The organism is Spirochaetota bacterium, from assembly GCA_017999915.1.
Taxonomy (GTDB): Bacteria; Spirochaetota; UBA4802; order UBA4802; family UBA5550; genus RBG-16-49-21.
Genome location: JAGNKX010000008.1, coordinates 212,634 through 230,787 on the forward strand (window position 1 = coordinate 212,634; position 18,154 = coordinate 230,787).

The window sequence follows — 18,154 nt, forward strand, 5'->3', positions numbered from 1 at the left end:
GAACGAAGCGGAGCGAAGTGAATGAGGGCGAGTTAAGCACCCAGCCCGCCGCAGGCGCGGGGTGAGGAGGAGCGCGAGGAGGAGAGGGATGCCGCCCTCTTCTCCTCGCAAAAAAGCTGACCCGCTCCGGGTTACAATCCCCTCGGATCCCAGTTCGGCCCAAAGAGTTTTCTTAACATGTACATGGTATCAGGCGGTGTCATGCCGGTGTTTTCCCGGTGGCGCTTCCAGAACTGCTCCCACCAGTCCGACGGCTCTTCCTTGGGCCCGTCATATTCCGTGGGGCGACTGGTGTCGCCGTCCACCACAAGGCTTCCCACGTAATCGGCCTTGCTGTAAACCCTCTGGATCTGGTCCTTGATTTCCTTCATGTCTACTTCCGAAACGACGCCGTTGCCCGTGGCCTTGTAGAACTGCACGGTGACACGGATCGGAAACCGTTCGTCCCGCTCTATGTCGAGGCCGGCGATCTCCGTGAAGGGGCCTTCCACCTTGCCGTGGCCTATCACCGCGGCTTCAACATCGCTCTTTCCCGCCGGAGCAGCCTTGTCGTAGGCCATGCTCTCCTGGCAGGGCGCGCTCTTGAAGCGCATGAGCTGTTTCTGCTTCAGTGGGACCTGGATGAGGAGCACCAGGTTGAGGCCGCTTTCTCCGGCGGCGGAGGCCGTATGCTTCGAGCCGTTTCCTTTCTTCCCGTTTTTTTGATCAGCTTTAAAATCGCTCAGGCGCTTGCCGGTGAGGGACGCCCGCTCTCCCTTCTGGTTGAAGAAGAGACGCTGTCCCCAGGTCATCCCCGCCTGGAAGCCGTCCCGCTTGTTGTCGATGACGGTCATGCTGGTCCCCTCCCTGGTGGCGAGGATCGTCAGCACCGCCGGGTTATCCGCATAGGACTGGTAGTTGAAGAGCACGGGGTTGAACTCGGCGATGCCCTTCCTCGGCACCGGCAGGAAGCAGGCCTGGGCGCTCACCAGCACGTGGGTGTCGCGCTTCGCCAGGAGGGATTTCCGTGATCCTTTCCAGGAGCCGGGATCGCTCATGTGGGCGCGAAGGTTTTTCAGGAGCTGCGTAAGGGTTATCTTTTTCAACTGCTTTCCCTTCTCGTTGCCCACGAGGACATAGAACCGGTCCGGGTCGATGTCCGCGCTCAGGTCCTCGTAGTTCGGGTAGCGTATCACCGGCATGCAGGTGAGGCGGTACTGCTTCGTGGCCGGGTCCTGCTGCTGCACCTGGATGGTCATGTCGCTGATGTTGGGCCCGACGGAGGAGCCCTTGTAGCGCCCCGTGTCCTCCCAGGTGACGTTCAGGATCTGCAGGCCCTGCTTCTGCGCCAGGGACTGCGCCGTTCCGTCGCTGACCATCCACGCGGTTTTCTGGACCACGTCGCTGTACTGGCGGTAGTTCCCCGGCTTTCCCTGCGTAACGGCCTGTGTATTGGGGAAAAGGGCCGACGACGTGAAGAGAAGTATCAGAATAATAATGAAGTTTTTCATGGCGGGTGTTCCCCTCCTGTGATGATGAGTATCGGTTCTGATGGTTAGAGGGGGGATGGGCGGTTTTGGATCTTAAAATTTCTGAAAAATTATTATTTTAACAGGCCCCGGTAAAAGACCTGCCACATCCGGTTCACCTTGGTTTTCAGCTTCTTTCGTGAAAGGATCGTCTGGCTGCCGCCGAAGGAGAGGAGGATGATACCCACTGTCGAGCCGATGACGATCTCCGAGGTCTCCCAGGGATCGACTTTTTTTATCTTTTTTTCCCGCACGGCACGCTCTATCTGGTCGGACAGGAGCTTGACGCAGCTCCGCTCGATGCCGGCGGCCCGCTCCTTGACCGACCTGGTGCTGTTGGCGATCACCTCGGCGGACACGTCCGAGGCGAGTAGTTTGAAGTAGTTCCCGTGGAGAAAGGCGAAATCGGTGATGACGCCGAGGTATTTCTCGAGGTACACCTGCAGGGATGTTGGATCTCCCTCGATTAGCCGCAGCTGGCTCAGCAATAACTCCAGGCCGTCGGTGGCAATGTCCAGGAAGAGGTCGTCCTTGTTGACGTATTCCAGGTAGACCGTGCGCTTGCTGTAACCGGCCCTGCGTGCTATCTGGTCGATTGACGTGAAGCGATACCCCTTTTTCAGGAAAAGCTGCCGCGCTGATTTCGTTATTTCTTCCCTGCGGTTTCTCCGCAGTTTATCCGGTTTTTCTGCCATGGCCAAGGTTGTGTCACAATATGATTCAATGGCAAGTATAATTCAATGCGTTTTGCTTATAAACACGGTTTTGCTTGACAGGCCAATTCGTTAAAAAAGAGATTTTTGCTCTTGACAAATCGACATGGAGGCCATATATTGGTAACCGGTGGTTAGTAACCATCGGTTACCAATATAATCGAACGGGGGGATGGAATGGGCGGTCAATACGAAAAGTACATAGTCAGGAAGCCTATCAATGTCAACGAGCTGCCGAGTCACGATCTGAGCCAGGTGATACCGTACCCGGTGCTGATGGGAAGCGAGCTGGTCCCCGAGGCCAGGGCCTGGGTGCTGTACCTTTACATCAAGGAGATCACGGAGGCCCTCAAGAACATAGCCATCAAGGGGGACAGGGCCGCTCCGCATATGCACGACTATGACGAAATGTACCTGATGATCGGCGACGAGAAGGCGATTACCTTCGAGGTCATGCTGGGCGACGAATTCTACGAGGTGTCCACGCCGGCGGCCGTGTACATTCCGATGAATACGCCCCACGCGATCCGTCCCGTGGACGCCACGCCTGGTCTCACCGGCGGCCTTATCCCGGTCTGCCTGAACGGGAAGTACATCACCAAGCCGGTCGAATAACCGTGCGCGGAGGGCATCTATGAGGATCCTGAATGATAAAAAAGCGGTCGTTACCGGGGGCGCCATGGGTATCGGTTTCGCCATCGTGCGGCGCCTCCTTGACGAGGGATGCGTTGTGGCGGTGTGGGACAACAACCCCGATGCGATCAGGAGCGCCGCGGAAGAACTGGCCGGTTTTTCATCGAGACTCAGGTTCTACCGGTGCGATGTCAGCGACAGCGGCGCGGTGGAAGCATCGGCGCTGCAGACAAGGAAAGACATCGGCGAGGTGGATATTCTCGTCAATAACGCGGGGACGGTAACGGCCGGGAGGTTCGCATCCCATCCGGCGGAGGCGTGGGACAGGCTGACGAAGATCAACCTTAACTCGATCTACTACACCACCGCCGCCTTCCTCCCCGGCATGTACCGCCGGAACCAGGGGCACATCGTGAATATCTCGTCCGGCGCCGGCCTGGTGGGGCTGCCGGACCTTGCCGTGTACTGCGCCACCAAGTGGGCCGTGTACGGGTTCACCGAATCCCTCAGGCTTGAGGTCATGGCTGACAGAAAAAAAGGAATCAGGCTTACATCGGTCCATCCCGGATTATTGAAAAAGGGACTGTTCGAGGGGAGCAGGATGAACGTTCTGGGAGAGCTTCTCCTTCCGCGGGTGGAGCGCCATGATGACATCGCGAAGGCCGTTGTTGAAAAGGCCCTGAAAAAGGGGCGGTGCGTCGTGAAAAAGCCGTGGAGCCTCCAAATCGGACAGATCGGCCGGGCCCTGATGCCGGACAGCATGCTAAACCGCCTCCTCATCCTTGCCGGCGCCGGGGAGTGCATGAAGGAATGGGTGGGCCATAACTCAATACAAACAAAGGATAAATATCATGCGTAAGGATCAATTGATGTCCGTGGGATTTATCGTTGCCGGGTGCGTGAATGTTCTGGGGATTCCCCTCTTCAGCAGATTCTTCACCAATACCTTGATGATGACCGTCGATGCCGGGACTTTCTCCGGCACGGGCCTGGGAGTGATCATGCTCTGGGGACTGGCCTATATCGCCGTATCCAGGTCCTATTCCCTTATCCCGGCCATCGCCGGGGTCTTTGCCCTTGAAAAATTTTTTTATACCGCCGTCTGGGGCCGCTGGCTCTGGAACCATGGAGGAGAATTGAGCTCCCTCTACGCGCAGGATGCGCTAACCGGCTTCTTCTATAGCGTGTACGGCATCAATGACTTTCTTTTCGGCGTTTTTTTCCTCTATGCCTTCATCCTGGCGCGGAAAGGGAGGGCGGCCATCCCCTGATGGATCGGGCCGGCGCCGCGGTCCTTCGGCAGCTCCACGTGCTTTCCCTGTAATATCTATATCACCCCCATCCTGGCAGGACGCCTGCCGGACATCCTATCCGCCCTCTTCATGGAAATATTTATTCGCCGTTGTCCACAAATGGGTATCGTTCATGATATCGAAGATGTCATTTGTTCCTCCCGTCTTGCGTTGTCGGATCGGTTTAGTATTATTATTGCATACTTGCCTGTATCGTGTTGCGGCCTCACGGCTGACCACCGCAGGGAAGAAATTCCACAATGTTTCAAAATGGAGGTATCATGTCAGAGATACAAACAGCCGATGCCGGATTCGATAAGGAATTCTCGGAAAATTACCGGCGCTACGCCGCCCCTGTGATCAGGTTTATCAAGAAGATGGTCTATGACCGCGATATTTCGGAAGAGCTCTGCCAGGACGTTTTTCTCAAGGTCTATGAAAAGAGGATTTCCCTGGACCCGGAATCGCCGCGGACCCTCGGTTTTTTCTTCACCGCCGCCCGAAACATCGCCATTGATTACGTGCGGAAGAAGCGCTCCGAGGAGGAGAAGCTCCAGGCCCTGCGGGTCGAGGAGGTCGTGATGGACCGGCAGTTTTACGAGGACATAGAGAATGTCTGCCTCCGCGGCGAGGTGATATCGACCCTGGGCGACGTTATCAGCGGGTTTCCCGAGGAGAGGCGGGCCCTTATCGCCGCCACCTGCCTGGGCGGCAGGTCCGCGGCGTCCGTGGCCAGGGAAAGCGGCATGTCGGCCTACCGCGTGAGAAAGATCGGGGAGGAGGCCTGCCGGGCGATACGGACGCGCATGGAGGGCTTTTTCGAGGATGACAGCGGGAAAACGGGCTTGACAGAAAAAAATACGCTCGATAATGTTGACCGAGCGCTCGTTCGGAAGTATATTGGAGGCAGGAAGTCCGCTTCAGCCCCGGCCGCACGGAAACGGGTCACCGGGAAGCGGAGTGTCCGGAAACGGGCCGCCCGGGTCACGGCCCCTCCGGGACGGAAAAGAAAAAAAAGGGCCCTATAAACCCCGATGAAAAAAAAGGAAAAAACCAGGAATGTACCCACGCAGATCAAGAACCAGGAGCTGGTGGAAAAGCGCCGGCGCCAGATCATCGACGCGGCGGTCCGCCTGTTCGTGGAAAAGGGCTTCCACAAGACCACGACGCGGCAGATAGCCGCGGCCGCGAGGATGCCCATCGGATCGATGTACGAATACGTTGCCTCCAAGGAGGACATCCTCTACCTGGTGTGCGACGCCATACACGCCGAGGTCGAGAAGGGCGTGATCGAAGCCATGGCCCGGGCCACGAAGGGGAAGAACGTCCTGGCCGGGGCCATCCGCGAATATTTCCTGGTCTGCGAGCGGATGAGTGACCACATCCTGCTCATCTACCAGGAGACCCAGTCCCTTCCCCGGCAGTGGCGCAAGAAGGTCCTCGAGAACGAGGTCCGCATCACCGGTATTTTCATTACGCTTATAAAGGTATTGATGTCTTCCGGGGACCTGGAGCATCTCGACGACAATGCCGTCGAAGTGGCTGCCCACAACATCACCGTGCTGGGGCACATGTGGACGTTCCGGCGCTGGTTTTTCAGCCGCAAGTACAGCATCGACGAATATATACGGCTCCAGACCGGTTTTATCCTGGGCATGCACGGCGGCGGGAAAAACAGAAAGCAGAATTGAATATCGAAAAAGGGGGAATCCATGACAACCGCAACATCCATTACAGAACGATCCGGCGAGGCCATTGCCGCCGAGCCCGAGGCGTATACCCCGAAGAACCGCGTCAGGATAGTGACCGCCACGTCCCTCTTTGACGGCCACGACGTGTCCATAAATATCTTCAGGCGCATCCTTCAGGAAACCGGGGCCGAGGTGATCCACCTGGGCCATAACCGCTCGGTGGACGAGATCGTGAGCGCCGCCATCGAGGAGGACGTGCAGGGCATAGCCGTCTCCTGCTACCAGGGCGGACACATGGAATTCTTCAAGTACATGATCGACCTGCTGAAGGAGCGGGGCGCCTCCCACATCAAGGTCTTCGGCGGCGGCGGTGGCGTGATCGTCCCGGACGAGGCCCGGGAGCTCGAGGAGTACGGCGTGGCGAAGATCTACTCGCCGGACCACGGGATCCGGTGGGGCCTCCAGGGGATCATCAATCACCTTATGAGCGCTGTCGATTACCCGATCCCCGACGCGACCGAGAGCGACGCGGGCGGCCTCGCGCCCGAGAAGAAGCAGGCCATCGCCCGGCTTATCACCATGACCGAGACCGCGCACCGGCGCGAATCGGCGTCCTACGGGCCACTCATGGAGAAGATCAGGGCCGGGGCTTCCGGCGGCGACATGGCAGTCATCGGCATAACCGGCACCGGCGGCGCCGGCAAGTCGTCGCTCATCGACGAGATCGTGGTGCGGCTCCTGCGCGATTTCGGCGATATCCACATCGCTGTTCTCTGCAGCGACCCGGCCAAGCGCCGGAGCGGCGGCGCCCTCCTGGGCGACCGGATCCGCATGAACGCCATCACCGGCCGGCGCGTGTTCATGCGCTCCTTCGCTGCGAACCACCATAATACCGATTTCTCCGACGCCCTGGCGGAAGCCCTGTCGGTCGTGAGGGCCGCGGGGTTCGACCTGGCCATCGCGGAGACCGCCGGCGTGGGGCAGGGGAGCGCCGGCCTCAGCGACATCGCCGATTGCTCCGTGTACGTGATGACGAGCGAGTACGGCGCGGCGTCGCAGCTGGAGAAGATCACCATGCTCGATTACGCCGACGCGGTCGTCGTCAACAAGTTCGAGAAGGAGGGCGCCGACGACGCCCTTCGCGACGTGCGCAAGCAGGTGCAGCGGAACCGCAAGGCCTTCGACAGTGCGCCGGAGGAGATGCCGGTCTTCGGCACCATCGCGTCGCGCTTCAACGATGACGGCGTGACGGCCCTGTATCATTATCTTCTGGACCTGGTGAACGCGAAAAAGAAGAACCGCTTCGTATCGTCCCTGCCCCGGCCCGCCGGAAGGGCGTCATCATCCAAGACCATCATTATACCGCCCCGGCGCACGCGCTACCTGGCGGAAATAGCCGAGACCGTGCGGGACTATCACCGCCGCACGGAAGAGGAAGTTGCCGCCGTGCGCCTGCCATGGCACCTGCGCGAATCCGCGAAGGCCCTTGCCGTGAGCGCTCCGGGCGATACGGCCGCGTCACGGCTGCGCGACGAGGCGGACGGCGCCGAGAGGCGCCTCGGCGCTGAAACAAGGGACCTCCTGGCGCAGTGGGATGCCATCCGGAAAGAGTATGGCCGGGAAGACCTCGTGTACCAGGTCCGGGACCAGGAGATACGGACGCCACTCCGCTACGAGTCGCTCGCGCGCAGCTCCATACCGAAGATTTCCCTGCCGCGCTTCACCGACCCGGGCGAGATATACCGGTGGCTCCGGGAGGAGAATGTGCCGGGACGGTTCCCCTATACCGCCGGCGTGTTTCCCCTGAAGCGCATGGACGAGGACCCGACCCGGATGTTCGCCGGCGAGGGCGACCCGGCCCGCACCAACGCGCGCTTCAAGCTCCTGTCAGCGTCCTTCGAGGCGAAGCGCCTGAGCACCGCCTTCGACTCCGTGACGCTCTATGGCCGCGACCCGGACCCGCGGCCCGACGTATACGGCAAGGTCGGCACCTCCGGGGTGAGCGTCTGCACCCTCGACGACGTGAAGGTGCTCTACGGCGGCTTCGACCTATGCTCGCCGAGCACCTCGGTGTCCATGACCATCAACGGGCCGGCGCCCATCATGCTGGCAATGTTCCTGAATGCGGCCATAGACCAGCGGGCGGATCGGTTCGAGGCCGAGCATAAGCGCCGGCCGAATCCGGAGGAATACGCGAAGATCAGGGTGGAGGTGCTTTCGAACGTCCGGGGTACAGTGCAGGCGGACATTCTCAAGGAAGACCAGGGGCAGAACACCTGCATCTTTTCCATAGACTTTGCCCTCAAGATGATGGGCGACATCCAGCAGTTCTTCATTGAGAACAACGTGCGGAACCTCTACTCCGTGTCGATATCGGGGTACCACATCGCCGAGGCCGGGGCGAATCCCATCACCCAACTCGCCTTCACCCTGGCCAACGGCTTCACCTACGTGGAATACTACCTCTCTCGGGGCATGGACATTGACAGCTTCGCGCCGAACCTGTCGTTCTTCTTTTCCAACGGCATGGATCCCGAGTACACGGTCATCGGCCGGGTGGCGCGGCGCATCTGGGCCGTGGCCATGCGGGAGAAGTACAAGGCGGGGCCGCGCTCGCAGATGCTCAAGTACCATATCCAGACCTCGGGGCGGTCCCTCCACAGCCAGGAGATCCAGTTCAACGACATCCGCACGACCCTGCAGGCCCTCTGCGCGGTCTATGACAACTGCAACAGCCTCCACACCAATGCCTACGACGAAGCGATCACCACGCCGAGCCGCGAGTCGGTGCGGCGTGCCCTGGCCATCCAGCAGATCATCAACCGCGAATGGGGCCTGGCCCGGTGCGAGAACCCGGACCAGGGGAGCTTCATCGTGGAGGAGCTCACGGCCCTGGTGGAGGAGGCGGTGCTGTCTGAGTTCGACCGCATCACGGAGCGGGGCGGCGTGCTGGGGGCCATGGAAAAGGGATACCAGCGGAGCCAGATCCAGGAAGAGTCGATGTACTACGAGCATCGGAAGCACACCGGCGAGCTCCCCATCGTCGGCGTGAACACCTTTATCGACGCCGGGGCCGCTCCGGAAGAGGCCGCGGCGAAGGTCGAGCTGGCCCGGGCCACGGAAGATGAGAAACAATCGCAATTGTCGCGCCTGACCGCGTTCCAGAAGCGGAACTCGAAGGATGCGCCGGCGGCGCTGAAGCGTCTTCAGGAAGCGGCGTTGTCAGGCAGGAATATCTTCGCCGAGCTCATGGACACGGTGCGCCATTGCTCCATCGGGCAGATCACCGGCGCCCTCTACGAAGTGGGCGGCCAGTACCGGCGGAGCATGTAGGGGGATTGATCAATGCGCTTAAGACTAATAATGATTTTGTAATGATACCGGTATCATCAACCATGTAGTGTACTGGCCGGTACGCCATTCAACACAAGTCAGGCGGCCGGCCTTGTAGTCAAACCCACCATAACTGCTATTCGGATAACCCCCTGATCCATTAATGCGCGGCAGGCATTCAATATCCTTCTCATTATCGATTTTTATGATTTGCATTGATAGCGTTTGTTGTTATATTTGTGATAGGGGTTCATACGATTCCTCAGGAGGATATACATTATGTCAGCTGCCAGCTATATCGCGGGGAAATACGCGGATAAGGATTTCATCACACAGAAAAAGGCCCAGTATCTCTTTGTTTTCTCCATCATCCTCCTGGTTTTACTGCCGATCGTGACGGCAGTGGGCATCATCACGAAGCCGGAGCGGGCGGTTGCCACCATCATTACCATCGTGCCCATCGTGGCAGCTTCCATCATCGCCCTGTTCCTTGTCATCAGGCGCAGGGGGGAGCTCGGCGGGATAATCATGGTCGTGATAATCGGTGCCGCCATCATGTTTCTTGTCTTCAGCGCCCCCAAGGGGGAGACCCTGTCGAACGCGGTATACTATACCTTCACCTTTATGGTTCTGGCCCTGCTCTTTTCCAACAGGATAGTCCTCACCGTCGCGGTGATCTGTTTTCTCGCGGGGATGATCCCCTATTATTATTATGTAACGGGCAACGGTGTTGCCACGTCCGTCATATTCCCGTCAATAACCGGCTTTTATTCGGCGGCCATCCTTGAGTACATCCTTTCCATCCTCCTTGTCGGGGCCATGAACAACGCCATCGTCATCTCCCGCAAGGAGGCCGAGAGGAGCGGGAAGCTCCTCGACATCAACGAGTCACTGCTCGGGGAGATCAAGGAGCAGGTGTCTCACCTGTCGTCGGTGTCGCAGGAGGTGTCCGATACCGCGGCGGTCATATCGGAAGGGGCCCAGAGGCAGGCGTCGGGCATAGAGGAGATCGCGGCGTCACTCGAGGAGATGGGAGCCACCATCAACCAGAACGCGGATAACGCCCAGAAGGTGCGCACCCTCACCGAGGCGGGGGCGGTCACGTCCCAGGGCGGCAACAGGATCGCCCTCGAAGCGGTCGATTCCATTAACGATGTCAACAGCGCGAGTAAAAGGGTAGCGGAGATCACGCGGGTCATCAACGAGATCGCCTTTCAGACGAACCTCCTTGCCCTGAACGCGGCCGTTGAGGCCGCCCGGGCCGGCGACGCCGGAAGAGGCTTCGCGGTGGTGGCCGGCGAGGTGCGTAACCTGGCCCAGAGGTCTGGCGGCGCCGCGAAGGAGATCGAGAACCTGATCATGGACACGGTCACCCGCGTTGAGAAGGGCACGGACCTGGTGAACCGCACCGGCAAAAGCCTTTCCGATATCGCCCGCGACGCCTCTGAAACGGCCCGGATTATCGGCGAGATCGCGGCCGCCAGCATCGAGCAAAAACACGGCATCGACCTGGTGAACGGCGCCATAGCCGACATGGACCAGATGACCCAGAGCAATGCGTCCGCTTCGGAGAACCTGACCGGCATGGCCGAGTCCCTCGCTAACAGCGCAATGAGGTTGCAGGATCTCGTTACGTCTACAGGCAGATGATGGATGACGGAGGGGTGGTCGCGGCTACCTGTTCCTCAGGGACTGCGAAAAGAACCAGGCCATGACCGAGGGGTCGTTGCTGAAATGGAAGCCCAGCGATGAATGGCCGACGTCGGCGAATTCTGTCCGCTTGACTATTTCAAGGGAGTTCAGGGTCAGGGTCCAGGTGTCGGCCGTGTAGCTCCCCACTGAATAATCCATCCGCGTCGTTTCCATTGCCCCGGCGTTGCAGGAGAGGTTTTTCAGGTAGTCATAGGAGTTCCTGCCGGCGGTCGTCGAAGCGGTATCCAGCAAGCCCGTCATGATCCAGACCCCGGCCCGGGCTGCCACAGCAGCGTCGAGGTTGACCGCCCCGCCGTTCAGGGTTATGATCCCCGCGAAGTAGCGCCCCGTTCTCTTGTGGTAATCGCCGGCCAGTGTGTAGGACCCCCATCCCCCCATGGAGTAGCCGTGAACATATATCCGTTCGTCGTCAATCCGGTAGATGCTTCGAAAGTACTCGATAAGGTTTATGATCTTCGTCGTATTGAAGGGCGCCCCCGTCTCCTGGGGAACAAAGGTGAAGCAGGGATATTTTTTCTTGAACGCGCCGGCTTCCTCCCTCATGTATCCGCTCGGATTGTCATACCCCATGTAGTAGAGGTTGCTGATGTAGCCGGCCTGGTCCCTGCCGTGAAGGTATATCAGGAGGGGATATTTGCGGCAGGCGTTGTAGCTCTTTTCGTAGTTCCACGGGGTGGAGAGGTAGTAGTTGTTGTTGACCGGGTCGGGGTAGAGCGTCAGGTTCGGCCTGTTGCTGTCGTCGAAGGCTTCTTCAATGGCCATCTCTGAGTACGTCCCGGAGCAGAGGGCGCTCAGGCTCTGGGAGTAGGCCAGGAGCCTCTTCGTGCCGTTGTCATGATTTTCGCATCCCCATAGCGAGAACGCTGCCGTCATTGCGGCAAGGGACACGGCCAGGAATCTCAATGTGTGCATGGGCCATCACTATTATGATGGCGCAATAATTGTCAATGTAAAAAACGGCATCTCGCCGATGGCCTTTGTTCCAGGGACGGGCAGCGCGTATCGCTGCTTTACTGCCGGCCGGCTTTATTCCCGGCCCCTGCCAGGGAACATGCCGTTGCCGCGGCCAATGACAAACCGAGGATGATGTACGGATACAGGGTGTAGTGATAGCTGTTCCATCCGGGGCCGCTCATTTTTGAAATGGCATAGGAGAGGGCGATTCCGATATCTTCGCCGGCCACGGCCCCGATATAGGACCGTATGAATGGTACGGGGACCCCGCGAATCTTTTTAACGGCCAGGAACGCCAGGGCGGCAGGAACAAGGGCCGGCACCGGGAAGAGGAGCGCGAGCAGTATAACCAGCACCGGGACGGCCACCCTGTTGATCCTGTTGTAGCCGTTGGCGAGGAGAGGGGCACTTCGCAGGATTATGAAGATGACAGTTGAGACTGCCATTACTGTCCTCTTGGAAAATGGAAGTTGAAATGCCGGTGTCATATCCATATATCATGCAGATAGTATCAATAAAATCAATATTTTTTTGAGGATGGCGATTACCACCGGGGCAGGGCGAGGCGGGCTTTCCATACCTCCAGCGCCGGCCGGGCGTTGCCGTCCTGGTCGTAGAAACCCGTGTCCCGCCAGGCCTTGTTGATGTCCTCCGGAGAGCCGAGGCCTCCGGGCGCGGGCGTCGACCAGAGTACGTCGTAGTCCCGTACGAGAAAATTCACAACAAAGACGAAGCCGTAGTTCTGCGCCTCCTCCAGGAGGTAGCTGAAATAATAGCGCTGTTTCTCCGGCGTTCCTGCCAGGGTAATATCCGGGTCGTAGTACGTCATGGTGAGCTCCTCAGCGGGAAAGCTCGTCTCGGTTATGCAGGCCGGTTTCCCCTTCGTGTTCAGGGAGAATATCCGGTCCGCCATGTCCGCCGGGACCGTGCCGCCGGGGACCTCTGCGAAGAAAGGATGGAGCGATATGGCGTAGTAATCGGTATGGTCGATGACCTGCGAAAGCGCCGCCATCTGATCGGCGTGATTGGCGTCTGAGTAGCCCTCGACCAGGTCAATGCCGGTGAGGGTCACGAAGATGGGGAGGTTCGGGTAGAGCGCTTTCAGGGCCGCATAGGTTTCACCCTGCAGCTCCAGGTACGCGTCCCACTGCGCGGGGATGAGCTTTTTCACCAGGTTCACTTCCACGCCCACGGCGATATAATCCGGATTGAAGTAATCGATGACGCTTCTGCAATAGTACAGGTAGGCGATCTTTACCTCGGTGCTGTTGAAGGTCCGGCTTTCCCAGTCCGTTCCGGTAAGGGGCTGGTTGTCCCCCGTGGCGTTCCAGAGGGGCGCCAGGCCATCCCTCATGCCATTGATGGGAGTGACGGCCACATAGAGTTTGTGCCCCGCCGGCGTATGGCTTTTACGGAAATACCAGTCGTCGGTCACCTTCGAAGGATAGGGGGTCCCTGCCAGTGCCTGGTCCCACGGTATGCCGTTGTCGAAGTGATGGGCCATCAGGTCCGCGTCGGTACGGATCCTGTCATAGACCCATTCGATCCTGTCAACCCCTGAGATGTCATAGGGGAAGGGCGTGAGGCCCAGGTAGTAGCTCCGCGAGATAAGGGCGGCCAGCGCCAGGGCGTCGACTTTTTCTTCTTTTTTATTGCATGATAATGAGAATGATAGAGCGGCGATAAGTATTATTGATAAAATCCATAATCGGTTCATGGTGAAAGCTTCCCGGACAATCCAAACAATAATACATAACAATGGGGACCGCGGCAAATTTTTTTTCATTTCACTGCCGTGGGAGCTCCGGGAACTTCCACTATTCCCTTTTACAGAAAATCGAGGGCCAGCCGGTTGAATCGCTCCGCGTGCTCGTCATGGGGGCAGTGGCCGGCTTTTTCGAAGATGACCAGCTTTGCGGTTTTCCACATTTTCGCAAGCTCCTGGGACCGGTCCAGCGGAACGGCCCGGTCCTCATGGCCATGGATGATTAGGATCGGCTTGCCCATGGCGGCAAGCATCTTCGCCTCCTTTTCAACGACCGGCGGCACCAGCATGTACCGGTGCATATACAGGGCCCCGGCATGGGTTCCCTCGATGTGGCTGGGCCTCAACACTTCGGCTGCGTATTCGTCCGTCACCCCGGCTTTGTCATAGAAGAAGATATTCTTGAGATTATCAGTGAGCAGTGAATCGCCCGGTATTGAAAGCATGAACTCGCCCACGAAGGGGAGCTTGAATACCCGGGCGTCCAGGGGAAGGTCATAGGGGATGACCGCCGGGGCCACGAGGAGGAGCCTGTCAATCCGGTCCGGGTTATGCGCCGCAGTGTACACGGAAATGCCGCCGCCCATGGACTGGCCCACCAGGGAAGCCTTCGGGATTTTAAGGGCGTCCATGAAGCCGATGACCTGCCTGCTGTAAAGGTCGAAGCTGTAAGCATCTTTGGGAAGCCGCTGGCTGTATCCCCAGCCCCACAGGTCGATGGCATAGACCTTGAATTTCTTTGAGAGCTTGTCAATGTTTTTGTTCCACATGGCCGTATTGTATAAGAACCCATGGATCATGATGACGGGTTTGCCCGCGCCTTTTCCGATGTAGTGAATTTTTTTATTGTTCACGGTAATTATCTTACCCCTGGCGAATTGTTTTACCGCTTCATCGTAGGAGTAATATTCATTGGTATAGATCAGGGGGAAGATTATAATGGCCAGGACCATGAAAAGGATAATGCAGCCGATGATGATAATGGCTTTTTTCATATCAGACCTCCAGCTTTAATCAAAACATGCTGATGCGGTTGAAACAGCCGAGTGTGGATGGTATTATTATAAAACTGTTTTGGCGGCAAATCAATAAAAATCGGACATAATGCGAAATCAGGGTTAAATTTTTAACATCCCCGGAAGAAAAAAATTTCTTATTGAAAAAAAAGACCCCCCCTGTAGTGTGTGTCTTACTTTTTAACCGATACGGATCATGGAATGACGAAAACAGCGGTAAAACATATAGTTAAAATCAACACCGAGATGTGCAAGGGGTGCGGCCTCTGCGTCGCCTACTGCACGAAGAAGATGCTCCGGGAGTCCGAGAACCTGAACAAGGCGGGCTATCACTACGCGGAGCCCGGGGACATGGACCTCTGCTCCGGGTGCATGATCTGCACCCTGGTATGTCCGGAGGTGGTGATCGAGATGTTCGATGAATAAGGTATTCATAAGCGGGAACCACGCCTTTGCCGAATCGGCCATCAGGGCCGGGTGCCGCTGCTATTTCGGCTATCCCATCACCCCGCAGAACGAGCTCGGCGAGTACATGGCCGACCACATGCGGAGGGAAGGCCGCGTCTTCATCCAATCCGAAAGCGAAACCGCCGCCATCAACATGGTCATTGGCGCGGCAGCCACCGGCTCCCGGGTCATGACCTCGTCGTCGAGCCCCGGCGTGAGTCTCAAGCAGGAGGGAATATCCTTCCTGGCGGGTTTCGAGCTCCCGGCGGTCATCGTGAACGTCATGCGCGGCGGCCCGGGCCTCGGCAACATCGCGCCGGCCCAGGGCGATTACTTCCAGGCGACCCGCGGCGGCGGCCACGGCGACTACCGCACCCCGGTCTTCGCCCCGGCGTCGGTGCAGGAGATCGCCGACCTGACGTACCACGCCTTCGACGTGGCCGACCGGTACCGCACGCCGGTGATGATGCTCTCCGACGGCATGATGGGCCAGATGAAGGAGCCCGTCGTGTTCCCTGAGAGGATTGGCGAGCTGCCCCAGAAGGAATGGGCGCTGGGCGGACGGGGCGACGGCCCCAGCCGGTACCTCTGCTCCCTCATCCTCGACGCCATGGAGATGGAGCGCCACAACTGGAAGCTGGTGCGGAAGTACAATGAGATCGAAAAGAACGAGATACGGTTCGAAGAATACATGACCGATGACGCCGAGATCATCGTCATCGCCTACGGCACCACGGCCCGCATCGCCAAGGGGGCGATCAAGCGGGTGCGCAAGGATGGCGTGCGCGCCGGCATGATACGGCCCATCACCCTCTGGCCTTTCCCGAAGCAGGTCCTGAACGACCTGTCCTCGCGGATCAGGACCTTCGTGGTCTTCGAGATGAGCACCGGCCAGATGCTGGAGGATGTGCAGATAGCGGTCGCGGGCAAGGCGGACATCATCTTCCACGGCAGGCCCGGCGGCGTGGTGCCCACGCCGATCGAATTCGCGCGGATCATATACCGCGAATACCAGAAGACAGCGAAGGGCGATCGATGAAACTGAAGAATCCATGGCCGAAATACTACAAGAAAGACGTGGTCACCCACTACTGCCCAGGGTGCGGCCACGGCATCGTGCACCGCATCGTGGCCGAGGTGCTGGAGGAGCTTGACCTGGGGAAACGCGCCATCTGCGTGAACCCCGCGGGCTGCGCCGTGCTGGCCTACCTCTACTTCGATTTTGACGTGATCGAATCGGCCCACGGCCGCGGCACCGCCATCGCCACCGGCGTCAAGCGCTCCCGGCCGGACCTGTTTGTGTTCACGTACCAGGGCGACGGCGACCTCTCGGCCATCGGCACGGCTGAGACGATCCATTCCGCCAACCGCGGCGAGAACATCACGGTCATTTTCATCAATAACGCCGTGTACGGCATGACCGGCGGACAGCTCGCGCCGACCACCCTTCTTGAAATGAAGACAACCACCACGCCCCTGGGTCGCGACCCGAAGTATGACGGATATCCATTGCATATAACGGATGTTGTGGCCCAGTTCCCCGGCGTCGTCTACGCCGAGCGCGTGGCCGTGGACGGCCCCGCGGGGATCCGCAAGACCAAGAAGGCCATTACCACCGCCTTCCAGACGCAGGTCGACGGCCTCGGCTATTCCATCATCGAGGTGTTGTCGCCGTGCCCGACGAACTGGAAGATGACGCCGGTGGATTCGTTCAAATGGGTCACCGACGTGATGATGAAGGAATTCCCCACGGGCGTGCTGACCGACAAGAGGAGCAAAACGTAATACTATGCTGCTGAAACTTTTGATCGCCGGATCCGGCGGACAGGGCGTGCTCACCATCGGGAACGTTCTCGGCAATGCCGCCATGCTGGACGATTATTTCGTGACCTATCTGCCGTCCTACGGCGCCGCCATGCGGGGCGGGACGGCCAACTGCACCATCTGCATTTCGGACGAGGAAGTGGCGTCCCCCGTATCGTCGACGCCTGACATCCTCGTGGCGATGAACCAGCCCTCGCTCATGGCCTTTATCACCAGGCTCGAGGCGGGGGGGCAGCTCCTGTACAACGCGGATCTGGTGGACACGGTTCCGGAGCGCCATGACGTAGATCTGTTCGGCGCGCCGGTCAACCGGATCGGCCGCGACCTTGGCAGCGAGCGCGGGGCCAACATTGTCATGCTGGGCGCCCTGGTGAAGCTTATTAAGATCGTTAAAATCGAAACGGTCATCACGAGCATCGATATGATGATGGGGTCCAAGAAGAAGCTCGCCGAATCGAGCGTTAAGGCGCTCCAGGCGGGATACGACGGGTTCCCGTTCGAGAACACGAGATAGGCGCGGATACGCATCCGCGCTTATCAAAAAGAGGTATACCATGCCAGTCACCCAGGTTTCCATAGCGGTCGATAACAATCCGGGCAGCCTGTACAAGGCCACGTCGCTGCTGGAGAAAGAGCAGATCAACATCAAGGCCATCATGGCGTCGTCCGGCCTGAACCCGGTGCAGGTGCACATGATCGTCGACGACCCGGAGCGCGCCGTGAAGCTCTTCGAGATGAACAAGATCACGGTCTCCACCAGGGAGGTCGTCGCGGTGGCTGCACCCGATCATCCGGGGGGGCTCAACGCGATCCTGCGGCCCCTCATCGAGGCCAAGGTAAACATCGACTGCATGTATCCCTTCATATACCTCAAAGGCGACGAGGCCGTCGTGATCCTCGAGGTCGACAAGATCAAGGAAGCCAAGGCGGTACTGAAAAAGCACTGGGTTAAGACCTACGACAGGGAGATATTCAAGTCGTAGGAGGCGAAAGCGCTCTTCTTCTATTAATTATATCCATGGCTGCCGATTGTTATCGGTGCCTTTCCTGAAAAATCCTGCTTTGGCCCCCCTTCATCGGCTTTTTGGCCGATAGTTATCGGTGAATTGAGCGTCATTGATGCTTTGACCCCAGTAAGATGGCATGCCGCAGCAGATAGTTATCGGTATTTTGTGCCAATTTGTTGCTCTGCCCCCTACCGGTAGGCCGTTTTCACCGATAGTTATCGGTCCAACCTATAGTTTTCCATATGCTCTGATCCCCGT

Annotated in this window: 18 protein-coding genes; 12 read left to right on the top strand and 6 right to left on the bottom strand. The window is 58.5% G+C overall.

Annotated elements, in window-relative coordinates; translation table 11 throughout:
* Positions 1-131: 131 nt before the first annotated feature.
* Together KA369_13450 and KA369_13455 are read right to left on the bottom strand one after the other, a co-directional pair.
* Entirely contained in the window at positions 132-1,379 is a 1,248-nt protein-coding gene (locus KA369_13450; protein MBP7736977.1) for a hypothetical protein, read from the bottom strand.
* 203 nt (positions 1,380-1,582) lie between these two features.
* Complete coding sequence (locus tag KA369_13455) at positions 1,583-2,203, bottom strand: TetR/AcrR family transcriptional regulator (GenBank protein MBP7736978.1); 621 nt, start codon at positions 2,201-2,203, stop codon at positions 1,583-1,585.
* A gap of 195 nt (positions 2,204-2,398) precedes the next feature.
* Here KA369_13455 and KA369_13460 point away from each other — a divergent pair, with 195 nt between their 5' ends.
* The 7 genes from KA369_13460 (at position 2,399) to KA369_13490 (ending at position 10,820) form a co-directional block, all read left to right on the top strand.
* Positions 2,399-2,836 carry a hypothetical protein gene (locus KA369_13460; protein MBP7736979.1) on the top strand — a complete coding sequence of 146 codons (438 nt, stop codon included), beginning with the start codon at positions 2,399-2,401 and terminating at the stop codon, positions 2,834-2,836.
* Between the two features lie 19 nt (positions 2,837-2,855).
* On the top strand, positions 2,856-3,713 hold the full coding sequence (locus KA369_13465) for an SDR family NAD(P)-dependent oxidoreductase (protein ID MBP7736980.1): 858 nt from the start codon (positions 2,856-2,858) through the stop codon (positions 3,711-3,713).
* Positions 3,706-4,125 (top strand): hypothetical protein, encoded by a 420-nt coding sequence (locus tag KA369_13470; GenBank protein MBP7736981.1) that lies wholly within the window; start codon positions 3,706-3,708, stop codon positions 4,123-4,125. Before KA369_13465 ends, KA369_13470 begins: the two co-directional genes overlap by 8 nt.
* A 302-nt stretch (positions 4,126-4,427) precedes the next feature.
* Complete coding sequence (locus tag KA369_13475; protein ID MBP7736982.1) at positions 4,428-5,174, top strand: sigma-70 family RNA polymerase sigma factor; 747 nt, start codon at positions 4,428-4,430, stop codon at positions 5,172-5,174.
* A gap of 6 nt (positions 5,175-5,180) precedes the next feature.
* Positions 5,181-5,837 (top strand): TetR/AcrR family transcriptional regulator, encoded by a 657-nt coding sequence (locus KA369_13480; protein MBP7736983.1) that lies wholly within the window; start codon positions 5,181-5,183, stop codon positions 5,835-5,837.
* A 21-nt stretch (positions 5,838-5,858) separates the two neighbouring features.
* Positions 5,859-9,170 (top strand): methylmalonyl-CoA mutase family protein, encoded by a 3,312-nt coding sequence (locus KA369_13485; GenBank protein MBP7736984.1) that lies wholly within the window; start codon positions 5,859-5,861, stop codon positions 9,168-9,170.
* Between the two features lie 279 nt (positions 9,171-9,449).
* Positions 9,450-10,820: a methyl-accepting chemotaxis protein gene (locus KA369_13490; protein MBP7736985.1), complete on the top strand. Its 1,371-nt coding sequence runs from the start codon at positions 9,450-9,452 to the stop codon at positions 10,818-10,820.
* A 24-nt stretch (positions 10,821-10,844) separates the two neighbouring features.
* Here the strand turns inward: KA369_13490 and KA369_13495 are convergent, their stop codons facing one another.
* The 4 genes from KA369_13495 to KA369_13510 all read right to left on the bottom strand — a co-directional run bounded on the left by KA369_13495 (position 10,845) and on the right by KA369_13510 (position 14,597).
* Complete coding sequence (locus KA369_13495; protein MBP7736986.1) at positions 10,845-11,795, bottom strand: hypothetical protein; 951 nt, start codon at positions 11,793-11,795, stop codon at positions 10,845-10,847.
* A gap of 98 nt (positions 11,796-11,893) precedes the next feature.
* Positions 11,894-12,283: a hypothetical protein gene (locus KA369_13500; GenBank protein ID MBP7736987.1), complete on the bottom strand. Its 390-nt coding sequence runs from the start codon at positions 12,281-12,283 to the stop codon at positions 11,894-11,896.
* A gap of 98 nt (positions 12,284-12,381) precedes the next feature.
* The gene (locus KA369_13505) at positions 12,382-13,554 is read right to left on the bottom strand and encodes a hypothetical protein (protein MBP7736988.1); all 1,173 of its coding nucleotides are present in this window, start codon (positions 13,552-13,554) and stop codon (positions 12,382-12,384) included.
* Positions 13,555-13,664: 110 nt separating this feature from the next.
* On the bottom strand, positions 13,665-14,597 hold the full coding sequence (locus tag KA369_13510) for an alpha/beta hydrolase (protein MBP7736989.1): 933 nt from the start codon (positions 14,595-14,597) through the stop codon (positions 13,665-13,667).
* A 222-nt stretch (positions 14,598-14,819) separates the two neighbouring features.
* Here KA369_13510 and KA369_13515 point away from each other — a divergent pair, with 222 nt between their 5' ends.
* The 5 genes from KA369_13515 to KA369_13535 are packed head-to-tail and all read left to right on the top strand — an operon-like array spanning position 14,820 to position 17,872.
* Positions 14,820-15,044: a 4Fe-4S binding protein gene (locus KA369_13515; protein ID MBP7736990.1), complete on the top strand. Its 225-nt coding sequence runs from the start codon at positions 14,820-14,822 to the stop codon at positions 15,042-15,044.
* Complete coding sequence (locus KA369_13520) at positions 15,037-16,104, top strand: 3-methyl-2-oxobutanoate dehydrogenase subunit VorB (GenBank protein MBP7736991.1); 1,068 nt, start codon at positions 15,037-15,039, stop codon at positions 16,102-16,104. Before KA369_13515 ends, KA369_13520 begins: the two co-directional genes overlap by 8 nt.
* Positions 16,101-16,850, top strand: coding sequence for a 2-oxoglutarate oxidoreductase (locus KA369_13525; GenBank protein ID MBP7736992.1), 750 nt, complete (start codon positions 16,101-16,103; stop codon positions 16,848-16,850). Before KA369_13520 ends, KA369_13525 begins: the two co-directional genes overlap by 4 nt.
* Before the next feature lie 4 nt (positions 16,851-16,854).
* Positions 16,855-17,403, top strand: a complete 549-nt coding sequence (locus tag KA369_13530) for a 2-oxoacid:acceptor oxidoreductase family protein (protein MBP7736993.1) — start codon at positions 16,855-16,857, stop codon at positions 17,401-17,403.
* Between the two features lie 40 nt (positions 17,404-17,443).
* Positions 17,444-17,872 (top strand): hypothetical protein, encoded by a 429-nt coding sequence (locus KA369_13535; GenBank protein ID MBP7736994.1) that lies wholly within the window; start codon positions 17,444-17,446, stop codon positions 17,870-17,872.
* Positions 17,873-18,154 lie beyond the last annotated feature (282 nt).